Origin of the sequence: Micromonospora salmantinae, assembly GCF_022230905.1 — a bacterium.
Lineage (GTDB): Bacteria > Actinomycetota > Actinomycetes > Mycobacteriales > Micromonosporaceae > Micromonospora > Micromonospora salmantinae.
Map to the genome: position 1 here is coordinate 75,462 of NZ_JAKKFG010000023.1, position 12,851 is coordinate 88,312.

The following is a 12,851-nucleotide window of genomic DNA, read 5'->3' on the forward strand; positions in this document are numbered from 1 at the left end:
GGGGAGACGTTGACGGGGCAGAACGGGGAAGGTCCGTGACACAGCGGGTGCTGGTGGTCGACGACGATCAGACAGTGAGCGACGTCATCCGTCGTTACCTCGAGAACGACGGCTTCCAGGTCAGCCTCGCGGCGGACGGTGCGGCGGCACTGGCGGCCGTGGAGCGGCAGGCACCACACCTGGTCGTGCTCGACCTGATGCTGCCACTGATCAACGGGCTGGAGGTGTGCCGGGCACTGCGGGTACGCCCGGACGGCGTACCGATCGTCATGCTCACCGCCCGCGGTGACGAGGCCGACCGGATCCTCGGGCTGCAACTCGGCGCGGACGACTACCTGACCAAGCCCTTCTCACCCCGGGAACTGGTGCTGCGGGTCCGTTCGGTGCTCCGTCGCGCCGGCGGTGCGACGCCACCCGAGCGGCCGGAGGCACTCACCGACGGCAACCTGGTGGTGCACACGGCCTCCCGAACCGCCCGCCTCGCCGGTGCGGATCTGGCCCTGACACTGCGCGAATTCGACCTGCTCGTCCACCTCATGCGGCATCCGTCCCGGGTGTTCGGCCGGGCCGAACTCCTTGAACAGGTCTGGGGCTGGAACTTCGGGGACCACTCGACAGTGACAGTGCACGTACGCCGGCTGCGGGAGAAGATCGAGGCAAACCCGGCCGATCCGCAGCGGATCGTGACCGTCTGGGGCGTCGGCTACCGCTACGAGCCGGCCCATGCGTGACGTACTCCTGATCTTCGCGCTCGCCCTCGGCGCGGCGCTCGGCATCGGGCTCGCCGGCGCGGTGCTGCTGCGCGCGCTTCGACGCAGCTCGATCACCGTGCACCTCAACGTGCTGCTCACCACCACCGTGGTCGCCGTCGCCGTCGGGGTGATGGCGGTCGCGGAGGCGATGTTCCTCTCCGCGCACGACCTTGAGGTGGTCCTGATCACCGTCGCGGCGGCAGCGGTGGTCAGCCTCGCCGTCGGCGGGCACTTCGGTCGGCGACTGGCCCGCGCCGCGGTGTGGCGCGACCAGGCCCGGGAGCGGGAACGGCAACTGGAGAAGGGCCGGCGCGACCTGGTCGCCTGGGTCTCCCACGACCTGCGGACCCCGCTCGCCGGGCTGAGAGCCATGGCCGAGGCGCTGGAGGACCGGGTGGTTCGTGATCCGGACACTGTCGACGAGTACCACCGACGCATCCGACTGGAGACCGACCGGATGACCCGACTCGTCGACGACCTGTTCGAGCTGTCCCGGATCAACGCGGGAGCGTTGCGGTTGTCGCTGACGGCGGTGCCGCTCGGAGAGGTGGTCTCGGACGCGCTGGCCAGCACCATCCCGTTGGCCGACGCTCGCCGGATCAAGTTGATCGCCAGCGAGTCGGGGTGGCCGACGGTCGCCGCGAGCGAACCGGAGCTGGCCCGGGTCGTGGCCAACCTGCTGCTCAACGCGGTCCGCTACACCCCTGAGGACGGCACCGTACGCATCGAAGCCGGCCGGGAGGACGACCATGCCTGGCTGTCGGTAGCCGACACCTGTGGCGGCATCCCCCCGGCCGACCTTCCCCGGCTGTTCGACATCGCCTTCCGTGGTGAACCGGCCCGCACGCCCGGTCCCGGCGACGGCGGGGCGTCCGGAGGGCTCGGCCTGGCCATCGTGCATGGCCTGGTGGAGGCGCACGGCGGTCGGGTCGAGGTGCGCAACACCCCCGACGGCTGCCAGTTCATGGTCCGCCTGGCGACCGCCTGAGGCAACGAACGGTGGCGCCGCCGGCCAGCGTCTCCCACAGCGCGCGCAGGGCGTACCCGTCGCCTCTCCAGGTCCGTCGACGGCTCGTGCCATTCGACAACCCTCGATGGGACGTGCACCTCCCGGGACCACGCGATTTGCCGGATCTGACTACGCTTTCCACTGTCTCGGAGGCGATCGATGGAGGGCGCATGTCGGTGAATGAGCCGGCGAGCGGGGAGTTCGCTCGCATGCTGGACGCGACGGTTGGCGCGCTGCGCGCCGCCGGCACCGCGCCGGAGGACGAGGAGGCCGCGCGCCTACGTCGGGTCGGTGAGTCCGCCGAGGGGCAGGTCCGCGCCGAGTTTGGCGCTGACGGCCGGTTGGAGTCGCTGACGCTGGATGCACGGATGATGCGGCTCGGCGCGGCCGAGGTCTGCGACAACGTGATCGCGGCCGTGAACGCGGCGATCGACTCGATGCGCGGCGGTGGCCCGGCGGTGGCCTCCGGCGACCTCTCGCAGCTCACCGAGCAGCTGGAGCAGGTTCGTGACACGGCCGTGCCGCGGCTCGGTGCGTTCCTGCAGGCGCTCACTGACGCGCAGGAGCGGATGGCCCGAGGAGGTTCCCGATGAACGGCTTCGAGGTCGAGCCCGCGCTGCTGCGTTCCGGCGGCGATGAGGTCATCGGCGCCGCCGAACGCTTCATCGGGCAGTTGGAGAGCTTCGAGGCACAGATGCAGGGGTACGGCGAGCCGTGGGGCGCCGACGACATCGGCTCGCTGATCGGCATCGCGTACACGGAGGCGTCCACCTGGGTTCTGGACTGCATCGGCGTTGCCGCCGAGGAGATCGGCTCGGCCGGCAGCGACCTGACCAAGATGGCCGACAACTTCGAGCTGGTCGAGGACGCCGCCGCGGGCGCGCTGCGGGACATCCAGGGAATGCTGGGGTGACAGTGTGGGACTCCAACTGCCGGGTGAACTGATCACGGCACTCGGCTGGATCGGCTACAGCTGGCCCGAGGCCGACGAGGAGAAGCTTTTCGAGATGGGCCAGGCCTGGCTGGACTTCTCCGGCACGGTCGCCGACGCCTCAGGGGAGGCCGGTTCGGCTGCTGCGGCGATCTGGTCGCAGCACCGGGGCGAGTCGATGCAGGCGTTCCAGAAGTGGTGGTCCAACCCGGAGACCGGTCCCGGAACACTGCCGGACTACGCCGAGGCCGCGATGCTGATCGGCACCGGGCTGATCATCGCCGCCGCGATCGTGCTCGCACTGAAGATCCAAGTGATCGTGCAGCTGGCGATCCTCGCCTTCGCGGTGGCTCAGGCGATCGCCACCGCCGTCGTCACGTTCGGCGCGTCGCTGGCCGAGGTCCCGATCTTCCAGATGATCACGCGAGAGATCGTCGGTCTGCTGATCGACCAGGTGATCCAGGAGCTCCTCGATGCCTAGCAGGGCGCCGAAAAGCTCGAAGAAGCGCGGCGGCGCGGGCAAGCCGAAGGTTGGCAAGGGCGTCCGCGCGGCGGTGAAGAAGGCCGCCGCCAAGCCGGTGGTGCGCAACAACGACCTGCCCGAGGTCACGATCAAGGTGCAGCGCAGGCCGTTCCACGCGCGCGGCCAGTTCGACCGCAAGATGAACGCGCTGAAGAAGCTCAGCGACGAGGGCAAGTTGTTCAAGCAGGCGAACCCGGTCGGCCGGGACAAGACGATCACGGCCGACTACAAGAAGCGCATCCGGCAGAAGATCTTCGACAAGTACTGGCCCCACGACAAGAAGATGGCGAACGCCCTCGCCGCCCGGCTCCGCAAGCAGCAGCCCGACCATGTGTGGGAGCTGCAACTCGGCGGCGCCGACGACGTTAGTAATCTGAAGCTCCTGGACGGTAGAACAAACTGGGATGTCGGCGGGCAAATCTGGCGTCAGATCATGAACCTGCCTGACGGCACACCGATCCGAATAGAGGTAGTGGATTGAATCTCGAGTTGCGGGAGCTCATCGCGGAGCTGCGTACCGACCTGGAGGCGGGCCAGCCGACGACGCTGGCGTGGGCCCAGATCAACGAGGGTGCCCCGGCCGACCAGATTCCCGCCGAGCTGCCGCAGCCGGTCCGGGAGCTGCTGGCGACCGCCAACGGCATCCTGGCCGGCGCGTTCGACCTGCCCGCGCTCGCGGACCTCGACGACGTCCAGTACTACATCGAGCAGATGCCCGAGTTCACCGGTGTCGCCGACGAACCCGCCGAATGGCTGGTCATCGGCACACTGAACGACGAGCCGCTGCTGATCCGACGCGACACCGGCGCGGTCTGGTACTTCCCGGCGGAGACCACCGACGAGTGGTTCATGCGTGAGATGTTCCTCGACGTCGCGCCGGACCTCGACTCGTTCCTCGCCTACTACGTCTTCGGCGCCGGGTACGGGGAGGTCGCCTTCGACGACGACGAGTGGTGGGGCTTCCTCGACGAGCACGGTCTGACGACGCCCGGTGACGATGACGAGGAGGCGGACGATTGACCGCGACGCATGAGGAGCTCACGGCGCTCTGGGGCGCCGGTGGGATGATCTACTTTCCGCTCGACCGGTTCGACGACGTGCTCGGTCCGCTGACGCCAGAGGTCTTCCCGCCGTTCGGGGCCATACCGGTCGACGTGCCGATCCTGTTCACTGTCGACGTCGACGTTCCCGGCATGGAGTTGTTCTCCAAGCTGAAGATCGAGATCGGGGAGGCCAGCCCGCGCATCCACATCGTCCTCGGCAGTTCACCCGAGGACCCGCAGCTGCTCTTCTGCCTCGACGCGCTGACCGGTGCCGTCGTGTTGCTGGATCTGGAAACCCCCAACTTCGAGACGGTCAACGCGACCTTCGCCGCGTTCGTCGAGTTCCTCTACCGGCTCGGAGGGCTCATCGCCACGGATCCGGGCGGTCGGGCCCGCGCCGCCCGCGCCGCCGCGATCCGCGAGGAACTGACGGGCGTCGACTCGTCAGCGTTCGCCGACCCGAAGTCCTGGTGGAGCGCGGCCTTCGATCAGCTGGAGTCCACCAGCGGCTAGCCTCGCCGCTGCCGGCCGTGAACGCCGTAGGTTCACCGCGCTCGCGGCACCGGTATGGACACGGCCGGCTGCTCCGACGGTGCTGCCTCTCGATGCCATGCCTCGGCGAGGAGGGCGTAGGTGTAGCCGTCCACCCAGCCCAGTTCGGCGTGCCAGGAATCGCCGACGCCGTGCTGCTCCCGACGCATGCCGACCTTCTCGAGGATTCGCACCGAGGCGAGGTTGTCCGCGAAGCAGCCGGCGGTGATTCTCCGAACGCCGAGCCGGTCGAATGCGTGCGCCACCACAGCGGTCACCGCCTCGGTCGCGTACCCACGTCCGCCGAAGGCGGGATCGAAGATGTAGCCGAGCTGGGCCTCGGTCCGTGGTGGCATGCCGGGTTGACCCATGCCGTCGACGACGTCGAGCGAGACGGTTCCGATCACCACGCCGTCGAGCGTGGCCGCCATGCTGTGGTCGTCGGGGTCTGCGGCCGCGCGTCGCCACGCCGCGCGGAAGGACGCGGGGTCGACCTGCGTGCGGAGTAGCCAGCGCGTGACCTGCGGCAGATTGCGGTACTCCAGCATCCGGTCGACGTCCTCGTCCCGCACCGGGCGAAGCTCGAGGCGTTCAGTGCGTACTGTGGTGTTCTCCATGAGGCGGGACGCTAGTGGACGCACCCCGGCGAGACGCCCGAATATCGGCCCGATGGCCCCTGCCCCGTCCTCGGTGGGAGGGGGCGCACGGCTCAATCGACCCGCTGGGCCAGCACCTGCCCCGGCCAGGATCCGGCCAGGAACGTCTCGGTGGGAGTGAACCCGTTGCGCTCGTAGTACGCCACCAACTCGCCGCCACCGCCCGCCCAGCAGTCGACCCGTAGCAACCGCACGCCGGCTCGCCGGGTTTCCTCCACCGCGTGTGCCAACAGGGCCGACCCGAGCTTCCGCCCGGCGAATCGTCGATCGGAGACCAGGAGGCGGACGAATCGCTCGGGTTCTTCCGCAGGCGCGATCGGTGCCCGCGGGTCGGGCCCGGAATCCAACACGAGGGCTGCGGCCGGCGTCCCGTCCACCTCCGCGATGAACGGGAGGTTCTCGGTCAGGTACCGATCGACCTGTGCGGCCCTTTCGGGTTTCTCCGAGAACGGCGTCGTGCCCCACTGCTCGGTGTTGCCGCGGTCGTTCATCCACGCCACCGCGGAATCGAGCATGGTCAGTACGGCGGGCGCGTCGGCCGGGCCACCGCGTCTGATGCGTACGCCGGCGGTGGTGTCCATGACCGAATGGTAATCCGAGGAATGGCCGATCACGATCGAGGGTGTCACCCGTCCTGACCCCCACCCCCAGGTCCGAAGTCCCCGGAGGTCAGGGTCCGACTCATCGCCGTCAGTAGGCGCTCGAGGGTTCGGCGGTCGTTGTCGGTCAGGCCGCGGAGGATTGCCGCCTCGTTGGCCAGATGTTCCTCGATGAGCCGGTCGGTCAACGCCACGCCGGTCGGCGTCAGCCCGACCACTCTGCCGCGCGCGTCGGCTGCGGAGACCGAGCGCGACACGAGGCCGCGGGCGATCAGCCGGTCCACCCGCTTGGTCACGGCTCCGGTGGTCACGAGCATCCGTTGGCTCAGCTGGCCTGCCGTGAGCGTGTAGGGCTCGCCCTCGCGGCGCAGCGCCGCGAGCACGTCGAAGTCGCCGTTGCCGAGGTCCGCCGCGGCGAACGGCGGCCGCAGGGCCTCATCGAGTACGGCAGCCAACTGTTGGATGCGACCGATGATCAGCAACGGGGTGGGGTCGAGGTCCGGTCGCTCGCGACCCCACTGCCCAACGATGTCGGCGATCCGGTCGTCATTCACCGTTGCATCTTACCTTCCAGGGAAGATAAGTTGCCTTCCGTGGAAGACAACTCGCCTCGAACGTCAACTCCGGTGGTCACGGCGTACGTGGATCCGTCCTGTCCGTTCGCCTGGATCACCTCCCGTGATGGAGGTCGCGAAGATGCGGCCGCTCACTCTGCGGTTCGAGGTGATGAGCCTCGCGGTGATCAACGAGCACCGTGACCTGGAACCCTGGTACCGCGAATTCAACGATCGGGCGTGGGGGCCGGCCAGGGTGTGTGTGGCGGCAGCCGCGCATCACGGCCCCGCCGCCCTCGCACGGCTGTACCCGGCGCTCGGCCGCCGGATCCACGACGCCGGCGACAAGGACTTCGACACCGTCGTCCCGCTGGCCCTGGCCGAGGCCGGCCTCCCCGCCGACCTGGCCGACGCCGCCCACCGCAGCGACCTCGACCCGCAGATGCGGGCGAGCACCGCCCACGCACAGCAACTGGTGGGCGAGGACCTCGGCACCCCGACTGTCGTCGTCGACGACGTGTCCTTCTTCGGCCCCGTGCTGACCTCGATCCCTCGTGGCGAGGAGGCCGTCCGCGTCTTCGACGGCGCTCGCCTGCTGGCCGGCTGCCCGGCCTTCTCCGAACTCAAACGCGCCCGGTCCGACGGCCTCACGTTCGCGTAGCTCCACCGCTGCCGGGGGGAGAGCTGGGTGCCCCCCGCACTGGTCGACCCAGGTCTGTCGATGCTTCGTCACCGGATGTTCGGCGTCGCGTCGGCTCGAATCGATAGTGTCCGTTGGTCGGCCAGCGCCGGCGGCCCATGCGGAGGGAGTTCGATGCGCACGACAACGGACTGGTCGGCCCGCGCCCTGGGCGCTCTCGCGGGCGCGGTCGCGCTGGTGGCGGCCCTGCTGCCGGCGGCGCCGGCTGCTGCCGCGAGCGTGGGCTTCAAGGCGGCCACGCTGAACATCTACTACGGGCTGAGCCAGGCCGACTTCGTGCACGACCTGAACCTGATCGCGTCCAAGGCCGACCTCGTCGGACTCAACGAGGTCGGCGCCCGCAAGGCTTTCCTGGCGAACTGGGCCGCCGACAACGGCTGGTGGCTGTACGCGCCGGGCGGCACCAACCAGGCCGGCGAGGCGTTGATCGCCAAGAAGAGCATGTTCGACGTACTCGACAAGGGCTCGATTTTCGTCTGTGACACCAACGGTCTGGGCGAGGTGCCGCCAGCGCGGTACAACAACTGGGTCAAGTACCGGGACAAGGCCAGTGGCCGCAACGTGACCCACGTCAACGCCCATGCGGTGGCCGGCATCGAAACCGCCGGCCGGCCGCCATCGAGGACGGGCGGCCGTTCCGCGACATCGCAAGATAGTGGAGTGGCGGCGGGTTCGCATCGAGGGTGTGCGGGCTGACGCCCATCATCGGCGCTCGGGATGTCCCCGGTGCTCCGCCCACTCGGGCGCGAGGATCGACATCACAGTGGCGTCAACCCAGTCGTCGCCGTCGCGCAGGACCTGCCGCAGCGCACCCTCGGCAACGAAGCCGACCTTCTCGTACACCCGCCGCGCCCGGGGGTTGAAGGCGAACACCTCCAGGGAGATGCGGTGCAGGCCGAGCCTCTCGAAACCGTGGCCGACGATCAGGCGTACCGCCTCTGTGCCCAAGCCGCGGTCGCGGCCGGCGGCGGTGAGCAGGGTGCGGAAGTTGCAGTTCCGGTTGGCGGGGTCCCAGTCGTTGAGAACGACCTCGCCGACGCAGGCCCCGGTGGCGCGGTCCACGACCGCCAGGTCGAGTCTGTCGGTCTGCGCGTTGCGGCTGCCGTACCAGGAACGCATCCGCTCCTCGTCGGGAGCGTCGTCGGCCGGGCTGCCGGTCAGCCTGGCCACCTCGGGGTCGGCCACCGCCGCCCGGAAGGTGTCCAGGTCGTCGTCGACGAAGGGCCGCAGGATCACTCGCTCACCGGTGAGGGTGGGCTTGATCGAGAAGTCGGGGGTCTCCTGGTCACTGGGCATCGAGTGATCGTCGGCGCGACCCCCGCGACAGGCAACCAGTTTCCGGGGGCAGGATACGGGGGTGATCCTGATCGTTCCCGCGAACCCGCTGCGTCCACGCCGCCCGGACGAGCACTTCGTGGCCGAGGCTGAAGCGGCCCGTGCTGCGGGATTCGAGGTGGCGATGGTCGACCACGACGCGTTGGCGCGGGGCGGTGACGTACGTCCGGCGATGGCCTCAGTCTCGGGGACCGGTGCGGCGGTCTACCGCGGTTGGATGCTGCGCAGCGAGCGGTACGCGGCGTTCGCCGAGGCTCTCGCCGAGCGCGGTGTGGTGTTGAGAACCACTGCTGAGCAGTATCGGCGGGCACATGAGCTGCCCGGCTGGTACGCGGCGCTGGCGGCGGTCACTCCCGCATCGGTGTGGACCCGGGGCTCGGATCAGGCGGATCTTGACCAGGCGCGCGTCGCGCTCGGGGCGGGACCCGCGGTACTACGTGACTACACCAAGTCGATGAAGCACTACTGGGACGACGCGGCCTTCATCCCCGAGCTCGACGACGCGGTGGCCGTCTGGAGAGTGGCGAGCCGCTTTTTGGAATTGCGTGAGGACGACTTCGTGGGCGGGCTCGTGCTGCGCCGCTTCGAGCGGTTCACCTCCGCCGAGGTACGCACCTGGTGGGTCAACGGAGACTGCGTCCTGATCGGCCCTCATCCGGACAGCCCGAACGACCGCCCTTCGGTCGAGGTCGACCTGGAGTCGCTCGCGCCGATGATCGCCGGGCTCGGTCTGCCCTTCGTCACCGTGGACCTCGCCCTACGCGCCGACGGCGTGTGGCGGGTCATCGAACTCGGCGACGGGCAGGTCAGCGATCGACCAACCACCATCGAGCCCGAAACGATGGTTGCCGCCCTACTCGGGCCCGCCACGCCCGTAGCGTGCGCACGTCGATGAGAGCGCGTGCCCGGCTGACCACATTCACCGAAGCAAAGGGATCGAAGCTGCCGGGTTAGACGGCTCGCACCCGTACGCGGCCGGAGGTCCGTGCTGTCGGACGCGACGATTCGGGTGTCACTGCCGCAGGACCCGCTGCGCATCGCTGATGACCTGCTCCGAGGCGATCGGGGCCCACGACGCGAACAGCTCCCGGAAGTAGGCCCCGTGCCGGTCCGCCACCGCAGGATCGTGCTCGATGACGTCCAGCTCGTTGACGATGCTCAGGTCCACGAGCGACCGAAGTTGAGTCTCATCGGGCGTCCGCACCTGACGTGCGAAGCGGTCGAACACCTCGCCGGTCCTCGCCAGCTCCTGCCAGCTGCGTCCACGGTCGCAGGCACCGTACAGATAGACGAGCTCCTCGGCGTCGGCGCCAACGAGATCCCGCAGCACCGCACGATCGGCCCGATCAACCAGGGTGACGTCGAACCCGTCGGTCCCGTAGGCGGCGTGGGTGAGGCCCGCTGCTTGCCCGTCACGGGCGCAGCCGAGCACGGCGAGTCGTTCGCTGACTCGACACAGGTGGACGTACAGGTTGCCTCCGGGATGGGCGATCTGTTCAGCTCCCTGCCGGCGGAGCCAGACCCGCACGCCGTCGTCGATGGTCATGGTCCGACTGTAGGTATCGGCCGTCGGGTTCGATGGCCGCCGGACGTGGGCAATATGTCACAGCGCTGTGGGCATGCCTGGCGTCGCGGCGGCCGCGAGCAGTCGTCGCGGTCGAAAATTGCGGGGTACGCGGAGCGCTGGTGCCGCACACTTACCCATCATGCTGGCATCGGTTCGGAGCGTCGCGAATCTGGCCGCTGCGCAGGCGCAGGGTCGTCAGGTCAAATTCCTGTTCTTCTGGGGGCACCAGCCCGAACGTGACGGTGGTGTCGGCGCAGGTTGCCTGAGTCAGTGGTGGCCGGCGCCGTTCACCGCCGGCGACATGCGGTTCGCCACTGCGGAGCACTACATGATGTGGCGCAAGGCCATCCTGTTCGGCGACCGCGCGATGGCGGAACAGATCCTCGCCGCGCCGCATCCCCACGCCGCGAAGGTGCTGGGCGGACGCGTCGCGGGTTTCGATCAGCAGACCTGGAGTGAACACCGCATCGCGATCGTGGTGGCCGGCAACCTCGCGAAATTCGATCAACACCCCGCGCTCCGGGCGTTTCTGCTGGCCACCGGGCAGCGAGTCCTGGTGGAGGCCAGCCCGGTCGACCGGATCTGGGGCATCGGCCTGAACCGCGACGATCCGGCTGCTGTCGACCCCGCCTGTTGGCGAGGCCTCAACCTGCTGGGCTTCGCGCTCATGCAGGTGCGTGAGGTGCTTGAGGATCACGGTCGGCAGGGGACGGTTCCGGCGTGACTCCCGGCTTCGCCGGACGTCCGGTCATCGTCCTCGATGTGGACGGACCGCTGATCACTTTCAAGGCCCGACCGGTTGGCCAGCCGACCGCCGATGGGTGAGGGCTCACCACCCGGCGCGGGCGCTGCTGCACCGCGTTGACTCGTACACGGGCCTGACCGAAGCGGACTTCGCCGTCGTCCATCGATGGCTTCAGGAGGGTGGCGGCACGGTCTGACCGGGACTGTGGATGACGGGTGGCGTGACCGGGGTCCCGGGGGAGTGGCCGCGGTCGATCCCTTGACACTCGTAGATGCGATCGCTAACACTTGTCCGCAACGCGAACTTAACGAGCCGAACACATTGCGTCTGTGGTCGTGTGACGCGCCAGAGGCACCGCATGCGAACACTCCACCCCGTCGCCAGGGCCGCTCAAGCCTGAGCCCGGATACCGCCTGCTCTTGTTAACGCTAACATAGATGATCTTGCGAGAGGGGTCGGGACGGTGATTCTGTCGGGAGCATCGACCAAGCGTCCACGTGCCCTCCTCGTGCTCTCCGCCGTGGCCGCCGCGGCTGTCGTGGTGGTGGCCGACGGGCCGGCGCAAGCCGCCAGCCTGCCGACCGGCGCGGTCTCGCTGGAGGCGATCAACCAGTCCGGACGGTACGTGCGGCACATCGACTATCTCGGTCAGCTCGACCCGGTCACCTCCAGCAGCGCCAACCAGACCAAGCTCGATGCCACCTTCACCGTGGTCAACGGTCTGGCGTCGCCGACCTGCTACTCGTTCCAGACCAGGACGGGCATGTTCCTGCGGCACCGCGACTACCGGCTCCGGGTCGATGCGAACACCGGCGACGCGGCGTTCCGGGCCGACGCCACCTTCTGCGCCGTGGAGGGCTCGGTCAGCGGATCGGTGGCGCTCGTCTCGTACAACTACCCGAGCCGGCGGATCCGGCACCGCGACTTCGCACTCTGGCTCGACGCCTACCAGGACACGGCCGCGTTCCGGGCGGACAGCGCCTTCCGCCTCGTCGCGCCCTGGGCGCCCAGGACCACCAAGGGGCCGGTGATTCCGGGTCTCTTCGCCGACCCGCACCTCACCGCGTTCAACGGCCGCTACTACCTGTACCCGACCACTGACGGCTACGCGAGCTGGGCCGGCACCTACTACAAGGCGTTCTCCTCGACCGACCTGGTCAACTGGACCGACCACGGCGTGATCCTCGACCACGGTCCGGACGTGTCCTGGGCGGACAACTCGGCCTGGGCGCCGGCGGTGGCCAGCGCCAACGGCCGCTACTACCTGTACTTCAGCGGTGGCGCGGCCAGCGGCAACACGGCCAAACAGCTAGGCGTGGCCGTGGCTGACCACCCCACCGGACCGTTCCGTGACGCGCTGGGCCGGCCGCTGATCCGCAGCGACCAGTTCTCCGGCGGGCAGACGATCGACCCCATGGTGTTCACCGACGACGACGGGCAGTCCTACCTGTACTGGGGGCAGGGCGTCGCGCGGGCGGTGGAGTTGAACGCCGACATGGTCTCCTTCGATGCGGCGCAGGCACGGGTCATCACCCCGTCGGGCTACAACGAGGCACCGTTCGTGTTCAAACGCAACGGTCTCTACTACTTCATGTGGTCGGAGAACGACACGCGCAGCGAGGACTACCGGGTCGCCTACGCCACCGGCCCCTCACCCCTCGGGCCGTGGACAAGGCGCGGCGTGGTGCTGCAGAAGCGCCTCGACGTCGGCATCAAGGGCACCGGTCACCACTCTGTGGTCCGCGCCCCCGGCAGCGACACCTGGTACATCGCCTACCACCGCTTCGCCGTGCCGACCGGCAACGGCACCAATCGCGAGACCGCCATCGACCGGATGGAGTTCAGCACCGACGGCACCATCCGGCCTGTCGCACCGACGCTCTAGCTGACCGGTAAGCCCCCTGCG

At 69.0% G+C, this 12,851-nt stretch carries 18 protein-coding genes; 13 read left to right on the forward strand and 5 right to left on the reverse strand.

What is annotated here, in order from left to right; translation table 11 throughout:
* Positions 1–35: 35 nt before the first annotated feature.
* The 8 genes from PSH03_RS18680 to PSH03_RS18715 all read left to right on the forward strand — a co-directional run bounded on the left by PSH03_RS18680 (position 36) and on the right by PSH03_RS18715 (position 4,771).
* Positions 36–731 carry a response regulator transcription factor gene (locus tag PSH03_RS18680; protein WP_238689907.1) on the forward strand — a complete coding sequence of 232 codons (696 nt, stop codon included), beginning with the start codon at positions 36–38 and terminating at the stop codon, positions 729–731.
* Positions 724–1,740, forward strand: coding sequence for a sensor histidine kinase (locus PSH03_RS18685; protein WP_210783655.1), 1,017 nt, complete (start codon positions 724–726; stop codon positions 1,738–1,740). Before PSH03_RS18680 ends, PSH03_RS18685 begins: the two co-directional genes overlap by 8 nt.
* Before the next feature lie 191 nt (positions 1,741–1,931).
* On the forward strand, positions 1,932–2,354 hold the full coding sequence (locus PSH03_RS18690; RefSeq protein WP_238689908.1) for a YbaB/EbfC family nucleoid-associated protein: 423 nt from the start codon (positions 1,932–1,934) through the stop codon (positions 2,352–2,354).
* Complete coding sequence (locus tag PSH03_RS18695) at positions 2,351–2,674, forward strand: hypothetical protein (protein WP_210783651.1); 324 nt, start codon at positions 2,351–2,353, stop codon at positions 2,672–2,674. Before PSH03_RS18690 ends, PSH03_RS18695 begins: the two co-directional genes overlap by 4 nt.
* A gap of 4 nt (positions 2,675–2,678) precedes the next feature.
* Positions 2,679–3,173, forward strand: coding sequence for a WXG100-like domain-containing protein (locus PSH03_RS18700; protein ID WP_210783649.1), 495 nt, complete (start codon positions 2,679–2,681; stop codon positions 3,171–3,173).
* Positions 3,166–3,696 (forward strand): endonuclease, encoded by a 531-nt coding sequence (locus PSH03_RS18705; RefSeq protein WP_210783647.1) that lies wholly within the window; start codon positions 3,166–3,168, stop codon positions 3,694–3,696. Before PSH03_RS18700 ends, PSH03_RS18705 begins: the two co-directional genes overlap by 8 nt.
* Before the next feature lie 8 nt (positions 3,697–3,704).
* Positions 3,705–4,235, forward strand: a complete 531-nt coding sequence (locus PSH03_RS18710; protein WP_238689909.1) for an SUKH-4 family immunity protein — start codon at positions 3,705–3,707, stop codon at positions 4,233–4,235.
* Entirely contained in the window at positions 4,232–4,771 is a 540-nt protein-coding gene (locus PSH03_RS18715) for an SUKH-4 family immunity protein (RefSeq protein WP_238689910.1), read from the forward strand. Before PSH03_RS18710 ends, PSH03_RS18715 begins: the two co-directional genes overlap by 4 nt.
* A gap of 32 nt (positions 4,772–4,803) precedes the next feature.
* On the opposite strand, the gene PSH03_RS18720 is transcribed toward PSH03_RS18715, so the two are convergent.
* The 3 genes from PSH03_RS18720 to PSH03_RS18730 form a co-directional block, all read right to left on the reverse strand.
* Positions 4,804–5,406 carry a GNAT family N-acetyltransferase gene (locus PSH03_RS18720; protein ID WP_210783641.1) on the reverse strand — a complete coding sequence of 201 codons (603 nt, stop codon included), beginning with the start codon at positions 5,404–5,406 and terminating at the stop codon, positions 4,804–4,806.
* A gap of 92 nt (positions 5,407–5,498) precedes the next feature.
* Positions 5,499–6,026: a GNAT family N-acetyltransferase gene (locus PSH03_RS18725; protein ID WP_238689911.1), complete on the reverse strand. Its 528-nt coding sequence runs from the start codon at positions 6,024–6,026 to the stop codon at positions 5,499–5,501.
* A 44-nt stretch (positions 6,027–6,070) separates the two neighbouring features.
* On the reverse strand, positions 6,071–6,598 hold the full coding sequence (locus PSH03_RS18730) for a MarR family winged helix-turn-helix transcriptional regulator (RefSeq protein ID WP_210783637.1): 528 nt from the start codon (positions 6,596–6,598) through the stop codon (positions 6,071–6,073).
* Between the two features lie 127 nt (positions 6,599–6,725).
* Between PSH03_RS18730 and PSH03_RS18735 the strand changes: the two genes are divergently transcribed.
* A complete protein-coding gene (locus tag PSH03_RS18735) occupies positions 6,726–7,259 on the forward strand; it encodes a mycothiol-dependent nitroreductase Rv2466c family protein (protein ID WP_372494806.1) in 534 nt (177 codons plus the stop codon).
* Between the two features lie 153 nt (positions 7,260–7,412).
* Positions 7,413–7,994, forward strand: a complete 582-nt coding sequence (locus PSH03_RS18740) for an exonuclease/endonuclease/phosphatase family protein (protein WP_238689912.1) — start codon at positions 7,413–7,415, stop codon at positions 7,992–7,994.
* A 6-nt stretch (positions 7,995–8,000) separates the two neighbouring features.
* Here the strand turns inward: PSH03_RS18740 and PSH03_RS18745 are convergent, their stop codons facing one another.
* On the reverse strand, positions 8,001–8,594 hold the full coding sequence (locus tag PSH03_RS18745; RefSeq protein WP_210783633.1) for a GNAT family N-acetyltransferase: 594 nt from the start codon (positions 8,592–8,594) through the stop codon (positions 8,001–8,003).
* Positions 8,595–8,655: 61 nt separating this feature from the next.
* Between PSH03_RS18745 and PSH03_RS18750 the strand changes: the two genes are divergently transcribed.
* Positions 8,656–9,528, forward strand: coding sequence for an ATP-grasp domain-containing protein (locus PSH03_RS18750; protein ID WP_210783631.1), 873 nt, complete (start codon positions 8,656–8,658; stop codon positions 9,526–9,528).
* A 117-nt stretch (positions 9,529–9,645) separates the two neighbouring features.
* Here the strand turns inward: PSH03_RS18750 and PSH03_RS18755 are convergent, their stop codons facing one another.
* Positions 9,646–10,179 (reverse strand): DUF6817 domain-containing protein, encoded by a 534-nt coding sequence (locus PSH03_RS18755; RefSeq protein WP_210783629.1) that lies wholly within the window; start codon positions 10,177–10,179, stop codon positions 9,646–9,648.
* A 160-nt stretch (positions 10,180–10,339) separates the two neighbouring features.
* Here PSH03_RS18755 and ybiA point away from each other — a divergent pair, with 160 nt between their 5' ends.
* On the forward strand, positions 10,340–10,924 hold the full coding sequence (ybiA, locus tag PSH03_RS18760) for a riboflavin biosynthesis intermediates N-glycosidase (RefSeq protein ID WP_210783627.1): 585 nt from the start codon (positions 10,340–10,342) through the stop codon (positions 10,922–10,924).
* Between the two features lie 529 nt (positions 10,925–11,453).
* Positions 11,454–12,830: a family 43 glycosylhydrolase gene (locus PSH03_RS18765; RefSeq protein ID WP_238689913.1), complete on the forward strand. Its 1,377-nt coding sequence runs from the start codon at positions 11,454–11,456 to the stop codon at positions 12,828–12,830.
* Positions 12,831–12,851 lie beyond the last annotated feature (21 nt).

What these genes read in the sequence shown, in the direction of transcription:
- ybiA (WP_210783627.1), top strand. Translation starts at nt 10,340, where the DNA reads ATGCTGGCATCGGTTCGGAGCGTCGCGAATCTGGCCGCTGCGCAGGCG.
- PSH03_RS18690 (WP_238689908.1), top strand. Translation starts at nt 1,932, where the DNA reads ATGTCGGTGAATGAGCCGGCGAGCGGGGAGTTCGCTCGCATGCTGGAC.
- PSH03_RS18685 (WP_210783655.1), top strand. Translation starts at nt 724, where the DNA reads ATGCGTGACGTACTCCTGATCTTCGCGCTCGCCCTCGGCGCGGCGCTC.
- PSH03_RS18720 (WP_210783641.1), bottom strand. Translation starts at nt 5,406, where the DNA reads ATGGAGAACACCACAGTACGCACTGAACGCCTCGAGCTTCGCCCGGTG.
- PSH03_RS18735 (WP_372494806.1), top strand. Translation starts at nt 6,726, where the DNA reads ATGGAGGTCGCGAAGATGCGGCCGCTCACTCTGCGGTTCGAGGTGATG.
- PSH03_RS18705 (WP_210783647.1), top strand. Translation starts at nt 3,166, where the DNA reads ATGCCTAGCAGGGCGCCGAAAAGCTCGAAGAAGCGCGGCGGCGCGGGC.
- PSH03_RS18745 (WP_210783633.1), bottom strand. Translation starts at nt 8,594, where the DNA reads ATGCCCAGTGACCAGGAGACCCCCGACTTCTCGATCAAGCCCACCCTC.
- PSH03_RS18755 (WP_210783629.1), bottom strand. Translation starts at nt 10,179, where the DNA reads ATGACCATCGACGACGGCGTGCGGGTCTGGCTCCGCCGGCAGGGAGCT.
- PSH03_RS18740 (WP_238689912.1), top strand. Translation starts at nt 7,413, where the DNA reads ATGCGCACGACAACGGACTGGTCGGCCCGCGCCCTGGGCGCTCTCGCG.
- PSH03_RS18695 (WP_210783651.1), top strand. Translation starts at nt 2,351, where the DNA reads ATGAACGGCTTCGAGGTCGAGCCCGCGCTGCTGCGTTCCGGCGGCGAT.
- PSH03_RS18725 (WP_238689911.1), bottom strand. Translation starts at nt 6,026, where the DNA reads ATGGACACCACCGCCGGCGTACGCATCAGACGCGGTGGCCCGGCCGAC.